Origin of the sequence: Amycolatopsis sp. WGS_07 (assembly GCF_045278895.1) — a bacterium.
Lineage (GTDB): Bacteria > Actinomycetota > Actinomycetes > Mycobacteriales > Pseudonocardiaceae > Amycolatopsis.
The window spans coordinates 8,682,863-8,705,627 of sequence record NZ_CP136053.1; the positions used below are offsets into that span (position 1 = coordinate 8,682,863).

Below are 22,765 nucleotides of genomic sequence, written 5' to 3' on the forward strand. Positions count from 1 at the left end.
GGCTGGTCAGCGTATCAGCGGAGGCTGTAACCGCCGTCCGGATACAGCGTCGAGCCGGTGGTGTAGCTGCTGGTGAACAGGTACAGCACGGCATCGGCCACTTCGGACTCCCGGCCGACCCGGTGCAGCAGCGTGTCCGCGCGGTACTGCGCGAAACTCGCCTCCCGCGCGGCGGCCGGACGCCCGGCCCACAGGTTCCCGTCGATCGTGCCCGGCGACACGACGTTCACCCGGACCGGCGCCAGCTCCACCGCGAGCCCTCGGCCGAGGCCCTCGATCGCCGCGTTGCACGCCACGTACGCCGGGGCCGCGGCAGGCGGGCGCACGCTCGCCACACCGGACATCAGCACCACCGAAGCGTCGTCCGACAGCTTCGGCGCGGCGTGCTTCACCGCGTGGTACTGACCCCAGAACTTGGTGACGAACGGGCTTTCCGCCTCCTCGTCGGACAACGCCCGCATCGGGCCGACGGTGTAGGACGCGGCGGGCGTGAACAGGTGGTCGACCCGGTCCAACGCGCCGAAGAACTCCGCCAGCGACGCCTGGTCGGTGCTGTCCACTGCCTGCCAGGTCGCGGTCGGGCCCAGCTCCGCCGCGGCCGCCCGCAGCTTGTCGCCGGTGCGGCCGCCGAGGTGCACGAGCGCGCCGGCCGCGGTCGCGCGCCGGGCCACCTCCAGCCCGATCCCGGAACCGCCGCCGAGCACCACGACCACCCGGCCGTCGAGCGAAGTCACGAAGCCACCTCCACCGGGACGAACTCGTGCGCCAGCCCGAACGCCGCCGGGCCGAACGTGGCCAGCGCCTCCGGGGTGCGCATGAGCGGCGGCGTCGAGATCCCGACCACGGTGACCCGCTGGCCGTAGCGCAGCGTTTCGGTGGTGATCGGCTCGGCGGACTCCGCCTCCAGCACGCAGATCAGGTCGGGGACGAGGCAGCGCACGTCGCCGTCGACGAGCGCCACCAGATTTTCGTTCTGGAAAAGGATTTCCAGCTTGTGCTCGCCGTCGAAGGACACCACGGCGGCGCGGCCGCGGGCGAACCCTTCCTCGGTCCGACGCTCCACATCGGACACTTTGCCGCGGAACAGCACACGCAGATGCGAGTACAACGTGTCGCTGAGCGCCTTCGCCAGCGCAGCCACCGGGTCGGCATTCTCTTCGCGCGCAAGGCGAATCGCCCGGCCGACGCTCAGCGCGAGCGACAATGTCCGCGGCACCGCGGTGCGTTTGACGTCCGCGCCGCTCATCGAGTACTCGGCGATGTGCGCGACGCCGCCGAGCCGGATGGTGATCCCGCGCGCGAGCCATTCCATCCGCTGGTTGTCCGCGCCGGTGTCGATCACCGTGGTTTCGCCGCGCTCCCCGGCGATCCCCATCGGCGAACCCGGGACGCCGTACACGCCGAACGTCTCCATCTGCAGTTCCGGGAACGCCCGTCCCATGCCGTCGGCGTCGACCACCGGCAGCCCGAGCCGCGCGCCCACCACCAGCGGGATCATCGAGTTGATCCCGCCGCATTCGATCGGCATCGTCGCGTCGGCCTTCGCGCCGAGGCGTTTTTCCAGCGCTCGCAAGGCAAGCTCGGGTTCGGCGCCGTTCGGTAGCTTCTCGTGCACGACAGTCGGCGCGCCCATTTGCGCGGTCGGGATCACGAGCGCGTCGTCGTCCAGGTCGTCCGGGTCGAGCACGGTGACGGGTCCGTGCTCGCGGATCGCCTCGCGCACCAGCAGCCGCCCGACGTACGGGTCGCCGCCACCACCGGTGCCGAGGACAGCCGCGCCTCGGGCGAGGTCTTCGAGGTGCTCTTCGGTCAGTGTCCAGCTCATCCCGCGACCCCGATCGGGTCGAGGTCGTAGCCGAAGTAGCGCGGACCGGCCAGCGCGATGCCTTCCGGGGTGTGCCAGCGCGGGTCCGCCGGAGCCGCGATCACCGTCACCCGCTGGCCGTAGCGCAGGCCTTCGGTGGTGACGGCTTCGCCGGACTCGCGGTCGAGGGTGCAGATGAGGTCCGGCACCGAAGCGCGCACCTCACCGTCCACTTCGGCCACCAGGTGCTCGTTCTGGAACCGCAGCAGCATTTCCGACCCGGTGTCACCGTCCATTCCGGACAGACGGGCCTCGCCGCGAGCGAACCCGGTGACAGTGCGGCGGGCGACGTCGACGACCTTGCCGCTGAACAGCGTCCGGCCGCGCAGCCGCGCCACGACGCGATCCACCGGGTTCTCGTGCGCCTCTCGCGCCTGCCGCACCAGCGCGCCGAGTTCCGCGCACAGGGTCAGCGTGCCGGGCACCATCGACTCGCGGGCCTGCGCGCCGGACATCGCGTAGTTGCTGATCATCGCCGAGCAACCCATGTCGATGGTCGCCGACCGGGCCAGCCGCTCCGCCCAGTGATTGTCCACAGTGTCCAGTACGCCGCGGTTGCCCTTCTCGTCCGCAATGGACATCGGGGTCGCGCGGATTCCGTACAGCGTGGGCAAAACCATCTGCAGTTCCGGGAACGCGCGGCCCATGCCGTCCGCGTCCACCAACGGCAGACCGAGCTGTGCCGCCGCGACGACGGGGATCAGCGAGTTCACGCCGCCCGCTTCGGCGCACGCGATGTGCGTGAGTTCCTTGCCGAGGTAGGTGGCCAGCGTCCGGGCGGCGAGCCCGACCTGTTCGGCGGACGGCAGCTTCTCCACCATCACGGTCGGCGCGCCCATCATCGCGACCGGCAGCACTACCGCGTCGTCGTCCAATTCGGACAGTTGCACCAGCGGCACCGCACCGTGCTCGCGGACCGCGGCGTGCGCCAGCAGACGGCCGATGTACGGGTCTCCCCCGCCGCCGGTGCCGAGGATCGCCGCGCCGCGCGCGATGTCGTCCAGGTCGTTCGCAGTGATCTCAGCCATCGTTCAGGCCCCCAGCTGCAGGTCGCCGACCGCCTTGACCCGGATCCGGGTGGCGTTGCCGGGCAGGTACGGGATCGGCACCTCGTCGAAGTCGACGATGCCGACGGACGCCGGGCTTGCCCCTGCGGCCACCGCGCGGTCGACCGCCTCCTGCTTCGCCTCGTCCACCACGGCTTCGCGGCGGCCGGGCTCGATCACGTACACCCGGTCGACCTCGCCGCCGATCTGCGCGATCGCCGCGCCGATCGCGTTGGCCACCGCGTAGTGGTCCGGGCGGCGGACCTCGCCGGAGCCGGCGAGTTCGTCCGGCAGCAGCACCGAACCGCCGCCGACGGCGACCACCGGAAGCGGCTCGGACGACGTGCGCATCCGGTCCACGACGTCGGAAACGTCCGCCGCGATCCGGTCCAGCGCCGCCTTTACGAAGTCCCGGTCGAGGTGCGCGACCAGCGCCGGGTCGCCGATCTCGGCCCGCCCGGCGGCGACCGCGATGTCCGTGGCGGTCAAGGTGTCTCCGCCGAACACGAGCGCCTTCGAGGTCAGCTCGTAACCGACGGAATCCGGTCCGACAGTCACGCCGGACGCGTCGCCGCGAACCCGACTGCCGCCGCCGATGCCGATCGAAAGGACGTCCGGCATCCGGAAGTTCGTGCGGATCCCGGCCACGCTCACGTCCGTGGTCGCCTCGCGCGGGAAGCCCTGCCGCAGCACGCCGACGTCGCTGGTGGTGCCGCCGACGTCGACCACCGCGCACGTGTCCAAACCGGACAGCACCGCGGCACCGCGCATCGAGTTCGTCGGGCCGGACGCGAAAGTCGCCACCGGGTAGCGGCGGGCGAAGTCGACGTCCATCAGCGTGCCGTCGTTCTGGCTCAGGTACAGCGGCGCGGTGATGCCCGCGCCGGTCACCGACGCGGCCAGACCGTCCACGATGTGCGCCGCCAGCTCGCGCAGCGCCGCGTTGATGACCGTCGCGTTTTCCCGCTCCAGCAAGCCGATCCGGCCGATTTCGTGCGACAGCGAGATCGCGACGCCCGGCAGCTGCGCGCCGATGATCTCCGCCGCGCGCGCCTCGAACTCCGCGTTCACCGGCGAGAACACCGACGTGATGGCGACGCTGCGGACCCCGGCCTCGCCCATGTCCTCGGCGGCCTTGCGCAGTTCGCTCTCGTCCAGTTCGGCGATGTGCCGTCCGTCGAACTCGTGGCCGCCGTGCACCAGATAGCTGCGCCCGGACACCGCGTCGACCAGCCGCTGCGGCCAGTCCACCATCGGCGGCAGCGACGCGCCGGCGGGCAGACTGAGCCGCACCGCCGCGGTCGGGGCGAGCCGGTGCGCCTCGACGAGCGCGTTGATGAAGTGCGTCGTGCCGATCATGACCGCCCGCACCGCGGCCGGGTCGAACGCCCGCTGCCGCTGCAGCCCGTCGATCGCGGCGACGATGCCCGAGGTGACGTCCTCGGTGGTGCTGGTCTTGATCGAGGCGAGCACCTCGCGGCCGTCCAGCAGGACCGCGTCGGTGTTGGTGCCGCCGACGTCGATGCCGATGCGCACGAAAACTCCTTCCAGGTTCAGGCGGCCGGGGCGGGTTCGGCGTCCGCGGTACGGCTCTTGCCGACCCCGCGGACCAGGCCGAGCTTCCCGGCGGCCACGTACAGAACGAAAGCGACGACAAGCGAGTTGATGCTGGGCAGGCCCCAGTCGACGAACTCGCCGAAGAGCGCGGCGGCGACCCAGACGACGATCGTCGCGGGCACCCACACCGGTGCCTCCGACGGCACCGCGCCGCGGGCCCTCGCCGCCGCCAGTTCGCCGCGCCACTGCTTCACCACGAAGTACTCGGCGACCATGATCCCGGCGATGGGCGGGAACGCGACCCCGAGCACGGTCAGGAAATCGGTGAACTTCGAGAGGATCCCGGCCGCCGCGAGGACGCTGCCCACCACGCCGAGCACGGCGGTGACCAGGCCGCGGTGCGCCCGTTTCCCGGACACGGTGCCGATGAAGTTCACGACGCCGAGCCCGGAGCTGTACAGGTTCCAGTCGTTGATCTTCATCGTGCCGGCGATGACGATGAGCAGCCCGACCCAGCCGACCGACGACGTGACGATCGTGGTGATCTGCTCCGTGCCGACCGCGTGCGCGAGCAGCACGCCGGCCAGGCCGATCACGTACTCGCCGAGGGTGACGCCGACGAGCGTCTGCTTCACGACGTCGCCGGTGGTGCGGTTGAACCGGGTCATGTCCGGCGTGATCACCGCGCCGACGATGAACCCGCCCGCGACCAGCGTCGTGCCCTGCAGGAGGCTCAGCTGCGGTCCCGGCGGCGCGGACGCCACGAGGTCGCCGAGGTCGTGCCGGGTCAGCTCGGAGATCACCGACCAGCCCACCAGGATCAGGAACGCGGGCACCATCAGGTAGGCCGTCCACGCCATCGAGTGGAAGCCGCGCACCACGATCGCGGTCACCACCAGGCCGAACACCAGCGCCCATCCCCATTCCGGCAGGCCGCCGACCAGCGCGGCGAGGCCTTGGGCGGACACCGCGGACTGGATGCCGAACCACCCGATCAGGCTGATCCCGATGGCCAGCCCGATGAGCGCGGAGCCGCCGCGGCCGAAGCCGGTCCAGCGCGCGATCATCGACGTGGTCAGCCCCTCGCGGACGCCGATCACGCCGACGAGGATGGTGATCAGCTCGAGGATGACCGAGCCGAGCGTGAACGCCAGCACGGCGTTCCAGAAGCTCATCCCGAAGCCGATCGTGGCGCCGAGCAGGAACTGCGACAGCGCGGAGACCTGGCCGAACCGCTGCACAGCGACCGACCACCACGAGTAACGGGCGGAATCGGGCACCCTGGTCAGCGCGTAATCGTCGACACCGACAGCCGAGGCCATGGCGACTCCTCATCCGGGAGGGGAACGGTTCCCAGCACGGTAAGCAGCGGCTCCGGCGAGGTCACCGTGCGATCCGCACAGTCCGGATGGCGAGCCTGTGCAAGTCGCACTTTTACCCGACCAGGGCGTGGACCGCCTCGTACGCGAACGCCGCCGCGCCGACCCCTGCCGCGATGCTGACGACGACGTTCGCCGCCGCGGCGAAGTAGGAGCGGCGCTCGACCAGCCGGACGGTTTCGTAGCTGAACGTGCTGTACGTCGTCAGCGCACCGCAGAATCCGGTGCCGAGCAGCGAGTAGACCGCCGCGGGCAGCGCGGTCCCGGCGCCGGCGAGCCCGCCGAGCAGGACGCAGCCGAGCAGGTTGACGGTGAAGGTGCCCCAGGGGAACAGGCTCTGGTGCCGGGACTGGACGGCCCGGTCAGTGAGGTACCGCATCGGCGCGCCGACCGCGGCGCCCAGGAAAACGAGGAGCACGGTCATCAGACAGCCACCTTCACCGGAACCAGCTTGCGGGTGACCGCGTGTCCCAAGAGGACAGCGAGCAACGCGGCGGCGAGCGTTCCGCCGAGATAGCCGAAGGCGAGCGGCACAGTGTCGGGCTGGAGGAGGTTGCGCGCTTCGACCGCGTACGTGGAGAACGTGGTGAAGCCGCCGAGGACGCCGACGCCCAGGAACGGCCGCACCAGCCGGTGTGCCGACCACGCCTCGGTGACCAGCACCATGAGCACGCCGATGAGGAAACAGCCGGCGATGTTCGTCCAGAACGTCGCCCACGGGAAGCCGCCTGGCTCGGCGGGAAGAGCCTGCGCGAGACCGTAGCGGGCCAGTGCGCCCAGGCCGCCGCCGAGCGCGATCACGCCGAGCACCGACACGTGGTGCCGGACGAGTTCGCGCTGCTGCACGGGATCCCGGAGGTCGACATCGGGGTCGAGGGGTTCTTCGGGCACAGTCTTCTCCTACTCCACGGACACGGGGTCACGGTTCGAGTAGGGACTGTTGGCGGCCTCGGCCGCGGTTGTCCGGGAGATTCCCGGAGCGGCGAGCCCCACCGCCGCGTACGCGAGCCTACCTGATCAGTTCCCCGCCTCCCGCAACGCAGTCAGCGCTGGACCGAACATAGTGGACTTGATCGCTTCGAGCGTGCCGCGGTCCTTGCCCGCCAGCGGCGCGACCCGTTCGATCGCCGCGGCCCGCAGGTCGTCCAGCGCGGCGGTCGCGTCGACCAGGCCGAGCGCTTTCGCTTGCGGACCGCCGAAACGGCTCCCGGTGGTCATCGACGCGACGGCGGCGGCCGGGGTCAGCTTGGCCTGGACGAGCGCGGCCATGCCCGGGGTGAACGGGAGGTTGATGTCGGCCTCGGGGAAGCAGAAGTAGCCGCGATCCTCCCGCATGATGCGGAAATCGTGGGCCATCGCGAGCATCGCGCCGCCGCCGAAGGCGTGCCCGTTGACCGCGGCGATGGTCGGGACGGGCAGCGCGAGCACGCGAGCGAACAGTTCGTGGATGCTGGTGACGTACTTGCCGGCGTCGTCCGGGTGGCTGGTGAGCCAGTCGAGGTCGAGGCCGTTGGAGTAGTACTTGCCGCTGCCGATCGTGACGAGCGCGGCGGGTTCCTTCCCTGCGGTGACCGTGTCGAGATGCGTGTGGACCTCGTCCAGCCAGGTTGGAGCGAACCGGTTTTCGTCGGTGCCGAAGTCGAGGACGTGGACGGGGCCGGTGGTGGTGAGAGTGGGCATTTCAGTCCTTTCTGGACGGTGGTGGGAGGGCAAGGATCGCGCGGACCGCCGCGGCCAGCCGTGCACGACTGTCCGCGCTGGCGGGTCCCGTGGCGAGTTCGCGACGGAGCAGGGCGGTCGGGAGGTCGACCACGCAGGCGGTGATCACCTCGACGGCCTGCCCGTCGCCGCGATCCCAGAGCTGGCGGGCGAGGCGGACGAGGAGGCGGACGAGGCGTTTGTCCAAGGCGTGCAAGGCTTCCGCGAGTTCGTCGGGAAGCTGCGGACCCAATACGCGCTTCGACGGGACGGCGATCATCATGCGCGCGGCGTCCGGACGTGCGTCGGCGACCACGGCGGAGGTGTCGGCGGCCGCAACCACTGCCTCGATCGGGTCGGCCGCTTCGTTCACGAGCCGTTCCTGCTCGTCGAGGAAGAAAGTGGCGGCGCGCAGCCAGGTCCGGCCGATCAGGGCGGGGAGGTTGGTGAAGGCGTGGTAGATCGTGCTGTTCGGCACGCCCGCTTCCTGAGCCAGCCGCCGGACGGTGAGCGCCTCGGGACCCGCGTCGGCGATGAGGCGCTCGGCGGTGTCGAGGATCAGCTCGGGGTCGTGGATCCGGGGGCGGGGCATGGGGTGATGGTAATGGAGCGGGTGCTCCAAAACTAGGGCGGGGTGATGCACGGCTCAGGGGTCGCGAGTGGTCGTGCCCGGCCGTCCCCAGCCGGGCAACCGTCAGGACCGGGGTTCGGGCGTTCCGTTGGGCCAGACGCACGGCGAACTGGCCCCGACGCTCAGGCGGCCGAGGACCGTTCCGGTCACCGTGCCCGTCAGGCTCATCAGGTAGCCGTCTCCGTTACGGGCGTTGACGAATTGATCGCCCGCCCAGGTGTCGGTTCCGATCGTCCAGCCCTTGTCGTGCCACCATTGTTTGAGTTTCTCGTAGTAGCTGTTGTTCTGCGCGCGATCCGGACCGTCGACCCAGTAGGTGACGCCAACCCTCACCTGACCGGTCTCCTGATCCGACGAGTCCGTGCAGGACTCGTCGGGAAAGACGATTTCAGTCAGCTTGTACCCAGGAGGGAAAGAGGCCGCCACAGCGGCGTGAACTGCATCCACTGTTACTTGCTTGGCCTGCTTGGACGAGGGGGTTTGCTGCATGGGTGCACCTCCGCACGCGGTCATGGCGATGGAGACGGCGGCCAATACCGTGAGCATCAGGGGTCGTGCCGGGTTTTTCCGGGAGTGACGGATCATGGTTTGCTTCCGGCGATGATCTTGCCCATCGACTTGAGCGAGGGAGAGTCCTTGTTCCAGTAGTCGCTGTGGGAAGTGAGCGGGTTTCCGGCGTCCCCTGCATGGGGGAACCTACTCAGTCCTGGGCCGAGTAGCCCTGCACAGGGCGCGAGACCTGTGTTCCCGACGTCGCTGAGCGGGAGGTCCGCGCTGCCGGGCATCCCAGCCGCCTCCGCAAGCGCGTCGCGCGCAGTTCGCCTGATCCACGATGCCCCGGCACCGCACCAGCCATTCGGCGGGCAAGGCGGAACAGCCCCAACCATGTGGTCCGAACTGCTTCCCGCGCAACCGGGCTGGTCAGTCCGCGATGTAAAGGCAGTCCCGCCCGTCGCGGGCCGGGGCGTCCGGGTCGTCCAGCCAGTGGCCGCCTTCGGCCAGGTAGCGGAAGCGGAGCCGGGCGCCCGGCGGGACTTCCACCGCGGCCGAGCGCGTGCCGTTCGAGCGTTTGCGGAGTTCGTGACGGCCGGGCTGCCAGTCGTTGAAGTCGCCGACCACGCTCACCGGGCCGGGCGGGGTGTCGAGCGGGAGCACGAAGGTCACCCGCCGGGCCCCGGTGTCGCTCCTCCGGCTGGTCTTGATCACGGCGTTTCCCTTTCCGGTTCCGGCGAATCGGTCTTTCTGAATCGTTTCATGACCGGTGCCGGAAGCCCGGACGCGGCAGGTGCCGCGTCCGGGTGAAAGTCACGTCGTGGACACGTCGTCCAGCTGCTCGGCCGCCGGGCGCACCGGGAACAGGTCGCCGCCGGGCGGGACCGGGATGCGGCTGATCGCGGCTCGCGCCTTCCAGTCGCCCGCGTCGGCCGCGGCGTGCACGCTGTCGAGGGCGGCGTACTGGATGAAGTGGATGTCCGGCAGCGGCCATGGCGCAGCACCGGTGGCCGCCGGGAGCAGGTGGTCGACGGCGGCGAAAATGCTGCCGCCCTTGGGGTTCCGGTACGACCACAGGTCGACGCCGAGGTGCCGGCCCAGCTGCGCGAGCCGCGTCAGCGCGACGAGGTTGAACGTGTGGTAGTGGTACGTCCGGGTGCGGGTCGACTCCTCGGGCTGGCCGCCGTCCGCGTCGATCTGGTGGTCGATGCGGGCTTTGCCGGAGTCGCGGACGATCCGGCGGGCGAGGTCGCGCTGCCCGACGTAGCTCGCGGTCGCCGCGGTGAGCAGGTCGTAGAACGTGCCGTGGTTGTTGGTCGCCTTGGCCTCGTCGGTGCCGTTCTTGCTGGTGCGCAGCCAGGTCAGGAAGTCCGCCGACCAGCCGCGGAACGCCTTGCCGTCGGCCTTCGACCAGCCGGGCGCGCCCGCGTCCAGGATCCGGGCGGCGTCGAGGACCTGGGTGAAGGTGTAGGAGAACTCGATGATGCCGATCCCGCGCCCGTCGGTCTTGCACGGGATGCCCTGCGCGAAGTTCAGGTTCGGGTTCATTTTCGTGGCCGCGTCGAGGAACCAGGTGCGCAGGTCGAGCGCGGCGCGCTGGGCGTACTCCGCTTTGCCGGTGTAGTACCAGGCGAGCGACAGCTGGTAGATCGAGTTGAACGCGACGAGCCGTTCGGCCTTGTCCGGCACGTTCTTCATCTCGGGGTTGACCTGGCCGTCGCGGTCGACGTACGGGCAGCCCTGCGGGTTTTCCGGCGTCTTCGGCTGGCTGGGCCAGTAGTACGGGGCGAGGCTCAGGTAGTCGTGCTTGTCGCCGCTCGGCGGGACGCGCTCCTTGTCGACGACCGTCCACGGGCCCTTGGTCAGCGCGTCGTCAGCCTGCTTCAGGAGATTGGACAGCGACGTGCGCAGCGTCGAATTCCCGGCCATCAGGCCGATCTTGTTGCCCGCCAGGTGCAGGCCGTCGAGCACCACCGGGTCCGGCACGCACACGAACGAGCACGACCTCGGCGCGGGCGCGGCGGTGGCCGCTCCGGCGGTGGCCGCGAGCAGTCCGGCGACCGTCGCGAGGACCGCCGCGATACGACGCGGGCGAGATAACCGTGAAGGAGGCAGCACCGCAACTCCGTTCAAGAATATGAATACTCCACAGATATGTGAACTGAGATTGAATAGCCGAATGCGCTTGGCCGCGTCAAGGGGAGGTCAGGCGGAACGGCCGCGCCGGACCGGGTTGCGGAGGGTGCCGATGCCCTCGATCACGATGGTGACCTCGTCGTCTGCCCCGAGGGTGACGTCCGGGCCGGGAACCGCGGATGTACCGGTGGCCAGGACGGCGCCGCGCGGGAAAACGTCGCCGCGATAGAGCCACGACACCAGATCGGCGAGCCGGCGATGCAGCCTCGCGGTGGTCGTCTCCCCCGCCCACCGCAGTTCTCCGGCGTGATGGATCATCACGGTGATGCCGAGCGCGTACGGGTCTTCGATCGCCGCCGCGGGCACGATCCACGGCCCGGCCGCGCACGAACCGCGGTACGTCTTGGCCTGCGGCAAGTACAGCGGGTTCTCGCCTTCGATGCTGCGCGAACTCACGTCGTTGACGATCGTGTAGCCGACGATCTCCCCGTTCGCGTTGCACACCAACGCCAATTCCGGTTCCGGAACGTCCCAAGTGGAATCTTCGCGCACGCCGATCGGTTCGCCCGGCCCGCGCACACGGTGCCCGACGCTCTTGAAGAACAGCTCCGGCCGCTCCGCGTCGTACACCCGCGCGTAGACGTCGGCGTCGCCGCTTTCCTCCATCCGCGCCTCGCGCGACACCTCGTAGGTGACTCCGGCGGCCCACACCTCGGTGTCGTCGTCGACTGGCGCACGCAGCTCGCCCAGTTCTCCTGGCGACAACTCGACGGCCAGCGCTTCGGCGAAAGCTTCGGCGGACAGGGCGAGCAGGGAGCCGAGCGTTGTTCCCGGCGGGAGCGCGCCGACGGACTCGCCGTCGGTGACCTGCCAGCCCGCTTGGGTTTTCACGAGGCGGCGCATCAGTGCGAGTCCCTCGGCACGGCGGAACCGCGGGTGCCATGCAGGAAATCGAAGTCCGCACCCAGGTGGGCCTGGGTGACGTGCTCGCGGTAGAGCCAGGTGTATCCGCTGCGGTACGGGCTTTCCGGCGGCGTCCATTCCGCGCGGCGGGTGGCCAGTTCGTCGTCGGAAACGTGCAGGGTCAGCTCGCGCGTCGGGGTGTCGAGCGTGATCCGGTCGCCGGTGCGGACGAACGCGAGCGGGCCGCCGACCGCCGATTCCGGGCTCACGTGCAGTACGACCGTGCCGTAGCCGGTGCCGGACATCCGGCCGTCGCAGATCCGCACCACGTCGGTGATTCCCTGGTCCAGCAGCTTCTTCGGCACCGGGACGTTCGCGACCTCCGGCATGCCCGGGTACCCCTTCGGGCCCGCGCCGCGGATCACCAGGACCGTGTCCGGGGTGACCTCGAGATCCGGGTCGTCGGCGACGCGGTGGTAGTCCTCCGCGGTGTCGAAGACCAGCGCCGGGCCGGTGTGGACGAGCAGTTCCGGCGACGCGGCCGACTGTTTGAGCACCGCGCCTTCCGGGGCGAGATTCCCGGTCAGCACAGCGGTTCCGGTGCCCGGCGGCTGGAACGGCGCTTCGACCGTCGTGATCACCTCGTCGTTCCAGCATTCCGCGGCTTCCCTGGCCTCGCCGGTGACTGTGGTGACGTCGGCGTGCAGGAGCCCGGCTTCGGCGAGCCTGCTCAGCACCACCGGAACGCCGCCCGCGTAACAGAAATCCTCCATGAGGAAGCGCCCGGACGGCATCAGGTCCACCAGCGTCGGAACGGCGCGGCCCAGCTCGTCGAAATCGCTCATCGCGAGCGGAACGCCGACGCGACCGGCCAGCGCGAGAAGGTGCACGATCGCGTTCGTCGACCCGCCGATCGCCGCGTTGACGCGGATCGCGTTCTCGAACGCCTCGCGCGTCAGGATCGCCGACGGCCGCAGGTCCTCCTCCACCATCGCGACGATCCGCTGCCCGGCCGCCTGCGCGGTCTCGAACCGGCGCGCGTCGACCGCGGGCCAAGTCGCCGAACCGGGCAACTGCATGCCGAGCGCTTCGGCGAGACAGGCCATCGTCGAGGCGGTGCCCATGGTCATGCAGTGGCCGTTCGAGCGGGCCATGCAACCTTCGGCGAAGAAGCATTCCTCCTCGGTCATCCGGCCGGCTTTCAGTTCTTCCTCGAACTTCCAGACGTGCGTGCCCGAGCCGACGTCACTGCCGCGGAATTTGCCGTTGAGCATCGGACCGCCGGTGACCATCACCGCGGGCAGATCGACGCTCGCCGCGCCCATCAGCATCGCCGGAGTCGTCTTGTCGCAGCCGGAAAGCAGGACGACGCCGTCGAGCGGATTGGCGCGGATCAGCTCCTCGACCTCCATCGCCATGAGGTTGCGGTAGAGCATCGCGGTGGGGCGCATGAGCGTCTCGCCGGTCGCCATCGTGGGGAACGCGAGCGGGAGGCCGCCGGCCTGCCAGACTCCGCGTTTGACCGCCTCGGCGACGCGGTCGAGATGGACGTTGCACGGGGCCAGCTCGGACGCGCTCACCGCGATGCCGATCACCGGCCTGCCGTCGAAGACCTCCGGGCCGAAGCCCTGGGACCGCATCCACGACCGGTGGATCATCCCCGCCCGTCCGGACGCGCCGAACCACGCCGCGCTGCGCCGCTCTCCCACGCTGCCTCCCTTCGGCGTTTCCTCGATACCCGATCGGGCGGCTCCTGGCAATCGGCTGAGAATTCCCGCGAACCGGACACTTCGCGGGGACGGCGGACGTTGGACCTGGTGAAGACGTTGCCGGAGACGCGAGGTGTGCGATGAGCCTGATCGGGACCCTGGTCGGGTATGTCCTGACCGTGTTCATCCTGGTGCTGGTGGTGCGGATGGTGCTGGACTGGACCCGCGTGGTGGCCACCGGGCCCGCGTGGCTCGGCCAGGCGCGCCGGATCAGCCACCGGGTGACCGAACCGGTGATCGCCCCCGTGCGCCGGGTGCTGCGGCCCGTGCGGGCTGGAGGGGTGGCGTTCGACCTGGCGTTCACGGCGGTGTTCGTCGCGGCGCTGGTGGTGCGGTCGATCGCGTTCGCGTTGTGAGGCCGGGTGGTCCAGCGTCGGGGACGGTGGCGGGCGTGAGCGTGCCGGGAGAAGGTTGAACGGGCCTGCGGGGTGCGTCGGTGGCCTGGGCTGATCGTCGGTGGCCTGTCGCTAGCGCTGTTGCTGGGCTTTTTCGCTGAGTGAGTGCGAGGCTCCCGCTCCTGCCGAGCTTCCCGCCAGGCGAGCACGAGTCACCCGCACCCGCCGAGCGAACGCGAGTCCCCTGGCGTGCCGAGCTTTCTGCCCCAAGCCTCCGACCAACGAGTGCGAGTCCCCCGAGCCCGCCGCGCTTACCGCCGAGCGAACGCGAGTCACCCGCACCCACCGAGCTTCCGCCGGGCGAGCACGAGTCCCCGACCTGTGGCGCCTCTGCCCGGCGAGCACAAAGTCACCCGCGCCCGGCGGGCTTCCTGCCGGGCGAGCACGAATCCCCCGACCTGCCGCACCCCACCCGGCGAGCACAAAGCCCCCGCGGCCGCCGGAGTGTCGACAGTAGAGCGACGCGACCGGGTCAATGGGAGTCGAGCCGGATTTCCCCGGCTGAGGAGCTGACGTCGATGCGGTGGGCGCCGTTCTGCCGGTCGGGCAGGGTGCCGCTCCGGTCGCCGACCGCGGTTTTCGCTGATACCGCGTAGTCCGTGCCGGGGACGTTGAGGGAAATGGCGCCCACGTTGGTCTTGACGGTGGCGTCGGCCGGCGCGCTCATGGTGATGTCGACTTCGCCGACGGTGGTCACCGCCTTGACTGGCCCCGAGCAGTCCTGAACGGCGAGCCTGCCCGCGGACATCGTCAGGTCCAGCGAACTCACCTTGTCCGCCTCGAATTCACCGGCGCCCATCTTCCCGGTCGCCGCCATCCGGTCGGGCGCGGTGACCGTGTAGGAGACGATGCACTGGGATCCGCAGTTGCCGTCGAGTTCGAGCGTCGAGCCGGTCAGGCGGTGCCAGGCTCCCTCCGGTTTCGTGCCCTGGTAGCGGATCTCGCGCTCGATGGTGATCGTTCCGGCGGAGCCGCCGGACCGCAGCCGCACGTAGCCGGCGGAGCTGTCGATCTTGACTGCCGTCGCCGAGCCGGAGAGCGTCGACGTGTCCCGGGCCGTGCCCGGCCAGCCCACGGCGAGCGTGCCGCTGTCCTGCTCTCCATCGCCCCGCACATCAGGGAGCTGGCACGCGGAGACGCTCACCACTACGACGCCGACAGCGACCAACCAGCCGATTCGCACTTGTCTCGCCCCTCTTTTCCCTCAAGCCGGACTGCCACGCTATGGCAGCGACCGGCTTTCCGGCATCAGGGATGACCCGGACATCGAGGGGCGGAGCCGGATGCCGATCAGCCGGGCTTGCCCGCGGCGACCGGGACCGGTTCGTCGCCGGGGCGTCTGCGGGCGGTCCAGGAGTCGTAGCCGCGCATGAGGAAGCGGTGCGCGGGGCGTTCGACCAGACGGGTGAGGGCCCAGCCGAGGACGACGCCGGTCGCGAGCATCCCGGCGGTCTGCAGCAGCGAGCCTGCGCCCAGGCCGGACAGCCAGTGCAGCACGAGGTAGCCGATGGCCTGGTGGATGAGGAAGACGCCGTAGGAGATGCCGGCGAACCAGGTGATCGCGCGCTGGGCGAACGCCGGGACGAACCGGTTCCAGTCCGGGCCGGCCGCGGCGAGCGAGATCACCGCGATCCCGATCGCGATGCCGATCGTCGAGCCCCATTCGACCTTGATGCCGGACGGGGTGACGGCCGCTCCGTGCAGCGCGTGCGCCGCGACGCAGAGGACTTCCAGCAGCACGAATTCCGCCGTGGACACGCGTTTCGTGGTCCAGAGCCGGACCGCGATGCCCGCGACGAACAGATGCCAGCGGTGGAACCCGAAGCCGTCGACGATGACCCGGTACCACTCGGGCGGACCGGCGACGCGCAGCGGCCACTGCGCGAGCGGGACGAGCAGTGCGGTCCACATGACGACGCGGAACTTCCGGCCGTGGCCCCAGCTGCCGCGGTAGAGCAGCGCGGCGACGGTGAACGCCATGAGCTGGAGGGGAATCGTCCAGTGGGAGCCGTCGAGGAAGGGGAAGTCGGCGGGCTTCCAGTTCCAGAGCATCAGGAGGTTGCCGGCGAGATCGCCGAAGCGCGGGCTGAACCAGCCGGGCGGCGAGAGGTACCGCAGCGCGAAGTAGATCACGACGACGGCCGCGAGAAACGGCGGCAGCAACCGCGCGATCCGCCCCCACCAGTACCGCCCGAGCGCCCCGCGCCCGATCGTGACGGCGGCGAAGTACGCGGAAATCACCAGCAGCAGGCTCGCCCCGACCTGATGCGGGAACGAGAACCGCCGGGGTCCCAGCTCGGGATGCACGACGACGCTCATGTAGGTCGCGTGGTACAGCAGCACCAGCACGACGCACCCACCGCGCACGAGGTCCCAGCTGATCCGCCGGTTCCCCGAAGACACGCTCACCGGACGGAACGAGGACACGCGAGCAACCGTAACTGGTGGGCTTCGCCGGACGAGGAGGGACCCTGTGCTGCGCGGCGGCGGGTATTTCCGGTACGGGGAAGGGGGTTCGCGTTCCGGACGGCCGAGTTTCCCGGGGAAAGCCGTGGTAGCAGAGGGATTTCCGGCCGAGCCCGGTCCGCCGGACGCGGCGGGCGGGCTTGGTCGCTCGCTGGTGCGGGTTTCCGGTGAGTGAGAGGGTTTAGGTTGGGGGCAATCAGGATTCACCCGTTGGATGTGACGGACGAATGCTTGCTTGGTGCCCTCGTCGGGGCACCGGGAACGGGTTTCGCGGCGCGGCTGAATCGGTCTTGTGGGTGGCCTTGGCCCGGCTGCTGAGGTCGGTCGGGAGCGGGGCTCTCGGGCTCGCGACTGTTCGGGGCGGTGCTGGATTGGGTTCGGTTGAGGTACCCGCTGGGGTCGCCGTGGTTGCTGCTCGGACTCTCTCAACTCGGTCAAACTGGGCGGTTTCGCGCGCTGCTGCGGGCAGGGGCGTGATTCGGAGCCACGGCCTCGCCAGCTTTTCCGTTGTGCCGTAACGGGCTGCTGCTAGTCCCTGAGCTTGCAGGCCTCCAGTGCCCATGCCTGGCGGCCGTACTCGTCGCGGAAGATTCGGTAGCAGTCCAGCAGGCTGCCCTGGGTACAGGCCGGGAACGCGATGTCCAGGTCCGCTTCCCCTTCGGCGACCGCGTACTCGACACAGTCCGGCACGGAACGCGGGGCGACCGGAACGCTCGCGGCCGTCGCGACCGGTGCGGCTGCCATCAGGCCTGCCAGTGCCAGTGCCGCCACGGACAGCCCGCCCGTCATTTTGCCCATTTTTCGCTCCGTCTCGCTCGATGCCCGGATAGTGCGGCCGGGCTCCAGCAAAGTCGGGGGCATCGAGCGGCGACAAGACCGATCCGGCCGAACCACTCCGGCGAGAGCAGCGCTTCACCGGTCCGGGTAGGCGAGCTTGAGCCCGCCGTGACCACGGTGGGTGCGTCGCTCGCCGACCTGAGCCTGCCCAGTTCGCCGCGAAACCGTGGGGTGCCTCGGGACGACCGTGGTCGGGCGTGAACGTGGTCGGCCACGAGCCCGCTCAGGTCGCGGCCGCACGTCACTGCCTTGCCCATCCACGTCGCGACGGGCGAGCGGGCGGCGGGCAAGCGGCGGAGGGCGGAGGGCTGGGAGGCGAGCGGCAGAGGGCGGGGGCGGAGGGCGAGTGGTCGGCGGGCATGCGCGCAGGCGAGCAGACGGCGGGCGGGCGGGTGGCAGGCGAGCGGTGGGGGCGGAGGGCAAGTGGGCGACGGGTGGGCAGGCAGGCGAGCAGCGGGCGAGCGCAGGGCAAGTGGGCGGGCGGAGGGCGAGTGGGCGGGCGACGGGCGACGGGCGACGGGCGACGGGCGACGGGCGACGGGCGACGGGCGACGGGCGACGGGCGACGGGCGACGGGCGAGCGTCGCGGTCAAGGTGCGAACCTGGCCATCGACGGTGGCGGCACGCCAGCTCCGCCGGGGAGGCGAAAGCCGGAGCAGGTTCGGCGCACGCCCGCTCCCCCTCGCCCGCACCGCAGACACCCCGCACCACAGACACCCGTGCTGCGGACACCCGCACCACAGACACCCGTGCCGCAGACACCCGCGCTCCGGAACACCGGTGCCGCGCACACCGGCACCGCGGCCGTCCGTGCCGCAGCCGTCCAGTGCCGCGGCCGTCCGCGTTGCGCACGGCCGCGTTGCGCACGGCCGCGCTGTGGACGGCCGCTCGCGAAGCTCCGGCGCTCGCTCACGATCCAGAAGCGAAGGCGACCTCCTCCGTGGACACCGTCCCGGCCGTTCGGCCCGGTGCCGTCTGGTGGCTCCAGTACAGGTTGGTGTGTGCGATGACCTGCGCCGGCGGCGGGGCGCCCCAGTTCGAGAGGTCTTCGGTGGTGTGGGCGTCGCTCACCAGGGTCGCGTCGTAGCCGCGGGTCAGGGCGCCGTGCAGGGTTGAGCGGATGCAGGCATCTGTCTGGGCTCCGCTGACCACCAGGTGTCCTACCCCTCGCTCAGCCAGGACTGACTCCAGCGTGGTGTCTTCGAACGAGTCGCCGTAGCGCTTCTCCACCAGCGGTTCGGCGGGTGCGGGCTTCAGCTCCGGGGCCAGGTCCCACTGGGGGCTGCCCTTTTCCAGCTCCTCGCTCTCGTGCTGGACCCACACGACCGGGATCTCGGCCTGCCTGGCCTTCTCCACCAGTGCGGCGATGTTCGCCACGACCTTGTCCCGTTCGTGCGAGCCGTCGACGACGCCGTTTTGTACGTCGACGACCAAGAGGGCGGTGTTCGGGCGGTCGTTGAGAGTGGTCATCGGGAATCTCCTCCATCAGGTTCGCGCCAACGCTAGCGCCCGCCACCGACAAAAAACTCACTCTTGGCGGAGAGCATCGTGCGGGGAGGAGGGGCCGAACTCGGATTCGAAGCGGGTCAGGAGGCGGGCTAGCAGGGAGTTCAGGTCGGCGAGGCCGTCCTGACCAAGGGCTGAGGTGAACAGCGCCTGCTCTCGTTCGGTGCGCTTTTTCGTGGCGGCGGCCCAGCGGGCGCGGCCTTTCCGGGTCAGGCGGATCGGGCGGCTGCGGCCGTCTGACGTTGCCGCGACGCGTTCTACCAGGCCTGCGCGTGCTAGGCGGTCGATTCGGACGGTGACGGTGCCGGAGGTGACGCCAAGGCGGTCGCCCAGTTCCTTCGGGGTCAGGACGGCGGCTCGGCCGGAGCGGTGCAGGGCGGACAGTGCTTGCCAGTCCCCCGTGCTGAAGCCGTATTCCTCCGCGACGTCGCGCAGCACCTGTTCGAACTGCCGCGACAGGCGGCCGATTCGCTGCCGGGCCGACTCGACCGGTCCGTCGACGCCGTCCGGCATCACGGCCAGCCATTCGGCGAGGCCCGCCCCCACTGAGTCCAACTGGACACTCCCTCGATGATCAAGGTAGTTTGATTTGAGTATCAAGGTACCTGGTCCTGGGGAGGTCCGCATGTCCGGACGCGTCTGGTTCATCACGGGAGCGAGCAGCGGGTTCGGCCGCGTGCTCGCGGAAACCGTGCTGGCGCGCGGGGAAAAGGTCGTGGCGACGGCTCGCGACACGTCGGTGCTCGGCGAGCTGGACACGTTCACGGCACGGTTGGACGTCACTGATCCGGCGTCGGTGGAAGCGGCGGTGAAAGCGGCGATCGCCGAGTTCGGGCAGATTGACGTGCTGGTCAACAACGCTGGGCACGGGCTCGTCGGCGCGCTTGAGGAACTGACGGACGAGCAGGCGCGGCGGGTGCTCGAGGCCAACGTGTTCGGCGTCCTCAACGTCACACGCGCGGTGTTGCCGCATCTGCGGGCGCGGCGCAGCGGGCACATCGTGCAGTTGTCGTCGGTGGGCGGCGTGGTCGGGAATCCGGGGCACGCGTTGTACGCGACGTCGAAGTTCGCGCTGGAGGGGATGTCCGAGGCGCTCGCCGGGGAGGTCGGGCCGCTGGGGATCCGGGTGAGCCTCGTGGAGCCGGGGCCGTTCCGGACGGACTTCTGCCGGGCGGTCGATGACGTTCTCCGAGCCGATCGACGATTACCGCGAGACTCCGGCCGGCGTGATGCGCCGTAAGTTTTCGGAGCAGGACGGGGTGCAGCCGAACGATCCGGTCAAGGCCGCCGAGGCGATTCTGAAGCTGGTCGACACGCCGGACGCGCCGTTGCGGCTGCCGCTCGGACCCGAGGCGGTGCACCGGATCCGGGCGAAGCTGGAGCAGCAGCTCGCGGATCTCGCGGCGTGGGAGGAAGTTTCGCTGGACACGCGTTATCCGGACGACTGAAGCAGCCGTCCGGACAAGCGCGGGAAAGGTCAGCCGACAGGGCCCTCAGCGGGCACGACCGTCACGTCTCGTTGCTGGCCGGACTGGCCGACGACGGTGACGGTGAGCTTGTCGCCGGGGTGGTGCTGGTCCATCAGGGTGGTCAGCGCGGTGGGCGAGTCGACGGCCTTGCCGTCCACGGCGGTGATCACGTCGCCCGCGGCGAGGCCCGCTTTCGCGGCCGGGCCGTCGGCGACGAGCTGCTGGATCGCAGCGCCCGCGCCGGTTTCGCCCTGCTGCCCCTGTCCGGTGCCGCTCACTGTCACGCCGAGGAACGCGCTCTTTCCGATGTGGACAGTGTCGGAACCGGTGCCGCCGACGATCTGGTGCGCGATGGAGATCGCCTGGTTGATCGGGATCGCGTAGCCCTCGTGGCCGCTCGATCCGGTGCCGTCCGTGCCCTGAGAGCCCTCGGAGCCGTCGGAGTTGTCGCCGGGGAAGCCGTTGCCGAGACCGCCGTGCCCGCGCCGTCCGCCGCCGTTGAACTGGTAGCCGGCCGAAGCCGCGGTGTCCACGCCGATGACCTGACCCTGCGCGTTCACCAGCGGGCCGCCGGAATCGCCGGACTGGATGTTGGCGTCGACCTGGATCAGGTTGGTGAGCCGCTCGGACGAGTTGTTCGATTCGTCGGACGCGGTGATCGACTGGTTCAGCGCGGTCACCCGCCCGGGAGCGGGAACCGGCGCTCCCCCGGCCCCGCCCGCGTTGCCGAGGCCGACGACCGCGTCGCCGACCTTGACCGACGACGAGTCGGCGAGTTCCTCCGTGGCCAGCCCGGACGCGCCGGCGAGCTTGAGCACCGCGACGTCGTGGCTGCGATCGTAGCCGAGCACGGACGCGGTGTAGGTCTGGCCGTTGCCGACGTCGGTGACCTTGATGCTGGTCGCGCCCTCGACGACGTGGTTGTTCGTGAGCACCTCGCCGTCGGGGGTGAGCACGATGCCGGTGCCCGCCGCGGCCGCGCCCTGGTAGCCGAGTTCGGTGTTGATGTTGACGATGCCCGGGCTGACCTTCTTAGCGATCGCCTGCGGGTCGATCGCGGTGTTCGACGGGTTGGTCTGGTTGCCGATCGAGCCGAAGTTCTGGTTCCCGGACACGCCGAACGGCGCGGACGGCGTCCACACGAAGTGCCCGACCCCGAGCCCGACGGCGGCCGCCACCACGATCGCCCCGACCGTGATCGCCGCGGTCCGCAGCGGGTGGCTGGGACGCGGCTGAGGATGAGGCGCGGCGAACTGCTGGCCCGGGTATGGCTGGCCGTAACCGCCGGGAGGCGGCGCGGCCCAGGCCTGCTGCTGGGCCCAGCCCTGCTGGTGCGGCTGCCCGGTTCCCGGCTGATACGGGTAGCCGGACTGTCCCTGGTCCTGCTCGTTCATGCTGCGCTCCCGCGTCTCGTGACGACCCTCCGCCCGCTCAGCAAACACCCGGTACCTGAGATTTTCCTTGCCGTGGTCCGTGGAGAAGCTGTGGACCCGCTCGGCGATACGGGAAAGCCCCGTCCGGCCCGGAATGGGCTGGGCCGGACGGGGCCGCGGAGACCGCGCCTTCTCCGCTCGCCGCCGAGGTTCCGGCGGCGGCGAGGGTGGTCAGCTCACGTGCACGTAGTCGACCACCAGTTGCTGCGGGAACTGGGTGCTGCCGTCCGGGTCGCCCGGCCAGTCGCCGCCCACCGCGAGGTTGAGGATCAGGTAGAACGGGTGGTCATACACCCACTTCTTGCCGTTCAGATCCGCTGGCGTACGGGTTTGGTAGGCCTGCCCGTCGACCAGCCACACGATCTTCTCCGGCGACCAGTCGACGGCGTAGGTGTGGAAGTCGTCGGAGAAGTTCGGGCCGTTGAACGCCGCGCCGATGCCGCCGGCTCCCGAGTAGCCGGGGCCGTGGATGGTGCCGTGCACGGTGTTCGGCTCCTTGCCGATGTTCTCCATGACGTCGATCTCGCCGTCGTCCGGCCACTGGCCGCCGCCGAGCATCCAGAACGCGGGCCACATGCCCTGGCCGCGCGGCAGCTTCATGCGCACTTCCATGTGCCCGTACGCCTGGCTGAACTTGCCCGCGGTGTTCAGCCGCGCGGAGGTGTACTGGCACGCGCCGTACCAGCAGTTGTTGCCGGAGTTCTCTTTCTTCGCGGTGATCACGAGGTGGCCCTGGCCGTCGAGCGCGCCGTTCGCCGCGCCCGAGGTGTACCACTGCCGTTCGTGGTTGTTGCCGTTGTTGTCACCGGTTTCGTAGGTCCACTTGCCCCCGTCGGCGGGCGAACCCGCCGGGCCGTCGAAGTCGTCGGAGAACCCGGCGGCCGGAGCGGCGGCGGGGGCGGCGTTCCCCGCGGGCGCCGTCGCGACCGCGCCCGCCACGACGAGCGCCGCGGGAAGCGCGAGCAGCCGCCACCGGGATTTTCTGGACGTCTGTGAAGTCACTGGTCATCCCTCAATCACTCGAGGGCGGCCTGGCGGCGCCACCCGGGTTTGTTGTGGATGGCAACAAAGTATGCCGACCGGTTCCCGCACCGGCAAGGCATTCCGTGGGTCATTTTCCGACCGAAGGTCCGCGCGGCTGGTTCCCCGGGGAATTCCGGGCAACGCCGGATGACCGGACGGGC

At 70.2% G+C, this 22,765-nt stretch carries 21 protein-coding genes and 2 pseudogenes; 2 read left to right on the plus strand and 21 right to left on the minus strand.

From position 1 onward, the window contains the following. Window positions 1-14: 14 nt before the first annotated feature. The 14 genes from RPX00_RS40905 to RPX00_RS40970 all read right to left on the minus strand — a co-directional run bounded on the left by RPX00_RS40905 (window position 15) and on the right by RPX00_RS40970 (window position 13,415). Complete coding sequence (locus tag RPX00_RS40905) at window positions 15-734, minus strand: SDR family oxidoreductase (RefSeq protein WP_406633756.1); 720 nt, start codon at window positions 732-734, stop codon at window positions 15-17. Further along, window positions 731-1,825, minus strand: coding sequence for a DUF917 domain-containing protein (locus RPX00_RS40910; protein ID WP_406633758.1), 1,095 nt, complete (start codon window positions 1,823-1,825; stop codon window positions 731-733). Before RPX00_RS40910 ends, RPX00_RS40905 begins: the two co-directional genes overlap by 4 nt. Continuing rightward, window positions 1,822-2,892, minus strand: coding sequence for a DUF917 domain-containing protein (locus tag RPX00_RS40915; protein ID WP_406633760.1), 1,071 nt, complete (start codon window positions 2,890-2,892; stop codon window positions 1,822-1,824). Before RPX00_RS40915 ends, RPX00_RS40910 begins: the two co-directional genes overlap by 4 nt. Before the next feature lie 3 nt (window positions 2,893-2,895). Continuing rightward, window positions 2,896-4,446 carry a hydantoinase/oxoprolinase N-terminal domain-containing protein gene (locus tag RPX00_RS40920; protein ID WP_378305571.1) on the minus strand — a complete coding sequence of 517 codons (1,551 nt, stop codon included), beginning with the start codon at window positions 4,444-4,446 and terminating at the stop codon, window positions 2,896-2,898. Window positions 4,447-4,463: 17 nt separating this feature from the next. Further along, window positions 4,464-5,789 carry a purine-cytosine permease family protein gene (locus RPX00_RS40925; protein ID WP_406633762.1) on the minus strand — a complete coding sequence of 442 codons (1,326 nt, stop codon included), beginning with the start codon at window positions 5,787-5,789 and terminating at the stop codon, window positions 4,464-4,466. A 112-nt stretch (window positions 5,790-5,901) separates the two neighbouring features. Continuing rightward, window positions 5,902-6,270 (minus strand): fluoride efflux transporter CrcB, encoded by a 369-nt coding sequence (crcB, locus tag RPX00_RS40930; protein WP_406633764.1) that lies wholly within the window; start codon window positions 6,268-6,270, stop codon window positions 5,902-5,904. Next, the gene (gene crcB, locus RPX00_RS40935) at window positions 6,270-6,737 is read right to left on the minus strand and encodes a fluoride efflux transporter CrcB (RefSeq protein ID WP_406633766.1); all 468 of its coding nucleotides are present in this window, start codon (window positions 6,735-6,737) and stop codon (window positions 6,270-6,272) included. The genes crcB (RPX00_RS40930) and crcB (RPX00_RS40935) overlap by 1 nt, the downstream gene beginning before the upstream one ends. A 126-nt stretch (window positions 6,738-6,863) precedes the next feature. After that, entirely contained in the window at window positions 6,864-7,526 is a 663-nt protein-coding gene (locus tag RPX00_RS40940) for an enoyl-CoA hydratase-related protein (protein WP_406633768.1), read from the minus strand. A 1-nt stretch (window position 7,527) separates the two neighbouring features. After that, on the minus strand, window positions 7,528-8,136 hold the full coding sequence (locus RPX00_RS40945; RefSeq protein WP_406633770.1) for a TetR/AcrR family transcriptional regulator: 609 nt from the start codon (window positions 8,134-8,136) through the stop codon (window positions 7,528-7,530). Between the two features lie 102 nt (window positions 8,137-8,238). Beyond that, the gene (locus RPX00_RS40950) at window positions 8,239-8,664 is read right to left on the minus strand and encodes a hypothetical protein (protein WP_406633771.1); all 426 of its coding nucleotides are present in this window, start codon (window positions 8,662-8,664) and stop codon (window positions 8,239-8,241) included. Between the two features lie 432 nt (window positions 8,665-9,096). Further along, window positions 9,097-9,381 carry an isoamylase early set domain-containing protein gene (locus RPX00_RS40955; RefSeq protein ID WP_406633773.1) on the minus strand — a complete coding sequence of 95 codons (285 nt, stop codon included), beginning with the start codon at window positions 9,379-9,381 and terminating at the stop codon, window positions 9,097-9,099. Between the two features lie 99 nt (window positions 9,382-9,480). Further along, entirely contained in the window at window positions 9,481-10,785 is a 1,305-nt protein-coding gene (locus RPX00_RS40960; protein WP_406633775.1) for an alginate lyase family protein, read from the minus strand. Between the two features lie 87 nt (window positions 10,786-10,872). Continuing rightward, on the minus strand, window positions 10,873-11,706 hold the full coding sequence (locus tag RPX00_RS40965; RefSeq protein ID WP_406633777.1) for a fumarylacetoacetate hydrolase family protein: 834 nt from the start codon (window positions 11,704-11,706) through the stop codon (window positions 10,873-10,875). After that, on the minus strand, window positions 11,706-13,415 hold the full coding sequence (locus RPX00_RS40970) for an IlvD/Edd family dehydratase (RefSeq protein ID WP_406633779.1): 1,710 nt from the start codon (window positions 13,413-13,415) through the stop codon (window positions 11,706-11,708). The genes RPX00_RS40965 and RPX00_RS40970 overlap by 1 nt, the downstream gene beginning before the upstream one ends. A 140-nt stretch (window positions 13,416-13,555) precedes the next feature. On the opposite strand from RPX00_RS40970, the gene RPX00_RS40975 reads away from it, so the two are divergent. Next, window positions 13,556-13,831, plus strand: coding sequence for a YggT family protein (locus RPX00_RS40975; protein ID WP_406633781.1), 276 nt, complete (start codon window positions 13,556-13,558; stop codon window positions 13,829-13,831). Between the two features lie 511 nt (window positions 13,832-14,342). On the opposite strand, the gene RPX00_RS40980 is transcribed toward RPX00_RS40975, so the two are convergent. The 5 genes from RPX00_RS40980 to RPX00_RS41000 all read right to left on the minus strand — a co-directional run bounded on the left by RPX00_RS40980 (window position 14,343) and on the right by RPX00_RS41000 (window position 19,225). Then, entirely contained in the window at window positions 14,343-15,053 is a 711-nt protein-coding gene (locus RPX00_RS40980) for a hypothetical protein (protein WP_406633783.1), read from the minus strand. A 107-nt stretch (window positions 15,054-15,160) separates the two neighbouring features. Continuing rightward, window positions 15,161-16,297 (minus strand): acyltransferase family protein, encoded by a 1,137-nt coding sequence (locus RPX00_RS40985; RefSeq protein ID WP_406633785.1) that lies wholly within the window; start codon window positions 16,295-16,297, stop codon window positions 15,161-15,163. A gap of 567 nt (window positions 16,298-16,864) precedes the next feature. Next, window positions 16,865-17,134, minus strand: coding sequence for a hypothetical protein (locus tag RPX00_RS40990; RefSeq protein WP_406633787.1), 270 nt, complete (start codon window positions 17,132-17,134; stop codon window positions 16,865-16,867). Between the two features lie 948 nt (window positions 17,135-18,082). Next, entirely contained in the window at window positions 18,083-18,643 is a 561-nt protein-coding gene (locus RPX00_RS40995) for a cysteine hydrolase family protein (RefSeq protein ID WP_406633789.1), read from the minus strand. 57 nt (window positions 18,644-18,700) lie between these two features. Continuing rightward, window positions 18,701-19,225, minus strand: a complete 525-nt coding sequence (locus RPX00_RS41000) for a MarR family winged helix-turn-helix transcriptional regulator (protein WP_406643255.1) — start codon at window positions 19,223-19,225, stop codon at window positions 18,701-18,703. 79 nt (window positions 19,226-19,304) lie between these two features. Between RPX00_RS41000 and RPX00_RS41005 the strand changes: the two are divergent. Then, a pseudogene (locus RPX00_RS41005) lies at window positions 19,305-20,127 on the plus strand (oxidoreductase). A gap of 29 nt (window positions 20,128-20,156) precedes the next feature. On the opposite strand, the gene RPX00_RS41010 reads toward RPX00_RS41005, so the two are convergent. Both RPX00_RS41010 and RPX00_RS41015 read right to left on the minus strand, forming a co-directional pair. Beyond that, window positions 20,157-21,542 carry a S1C family serine protease gene (locus RPX00_RS41010; protein ID WP_406633790.1) on the minus strand — a complete coding sequence of 462 codons (1,386 nt, stop codon included), beginning with the start codon at window positions 21,540-21,542 and terminating at the stop codon, window positions 20,157-20,159. A gap of 213 nt (window positions 21,543-21,755) precedes the next feature. Then, window positions 21,756-22,583 (minus strand): annotated as a pseudogene (locus RPX00_RS41015) (family 16 glycosylhydrolase); the annotation flags it as partial. Between the last annotated feature and the right edge of the window lie 182 nt (window positions 22,584-22,765).

Coding starts and splice junctions, on each gene's coding strand:
- RPX00_RS40910 (WP_406633758.1), bottom strand. CDS start 1,825: ATGAGCTGGACACTGACCGAAGAGCACCTCGAAGACCTCGCCCGAGGC.
- RPX00_RS40915 (WP_406633760.1), bottom strand. CDS start 2,892: ATGGCTGAGATCACTGCGAACGACCTGGACGACATCGCGCGCGGCGCG.
- RPX00_RS40925 (WP_406633762.1), bottom strand. CDS start 5,789: ATGGCCTCGGCTGTCGGTGTCGACGATTACGCGCTGACCAGGGTGCCC.
- crcB (WP_406633764.1), bottom strand. CDS start 6,270: ATGACCGTGCTCCTCGTTTTCCTGGGCGCCGCGGTCGGCGCGCCGATG.
- RPX00_RS40940 (WP_406633768.1), bottom strand. CDS start 7,526: ATGCCCACTCTCACCACCACCGGCCCCGTCCACGTCCTCGACTTCGGC.
- RPX00_RS40945 (WP_406633770.1), bottom strand. CDS start 8,136: ATGCCCCGCCCCCGGATCCACGACCCCGAGCTGATCCTCGACACCGCC.
- RPX00_RS40950 (WP_406633771.1), bottom strand. CDS start 8,664: ATGCAGCAAACCCCCTCGTCCAAGCAGGCCAAGCAAGTAACAGTGGAT.
- RPX00_RS40965 (WP_406633777.1), bottom strand. CDS start 11,706: ATGCGCCGCCTCGTGAAAACCCAAGCGGGCTGGCAGGTCACCGACGGC.
- RPX00_RS40975 (WP_406633781.1), top strand. CDS start 13,556: ATGAGCCTGATCGGGACCCTGGTCGGGTATGTCCTGACCGTGTTCATC.
- RPX00_RS40990 (WP_406633787.1), bottom strand. CDS start 17,134: ATGGGCAAAATGACGGGCGGGCTGTCCGTGGCGGCACTGGCACTGGCA.
- RPX00_RS40995 (WP_406633789.1), bottom strand. CDS start 18,643: ATGACCACTCTCAACGACCGCCCGAACACCGCCCTCTTGGTCGTCGAC.
- RPX00_RS41010 (WP_406633790.1), bottom strand. CDS start 21,542: ATGAACGAGCAGGACCAGGGACAGTCCGGCTACCCGTATCAGCCGGGA.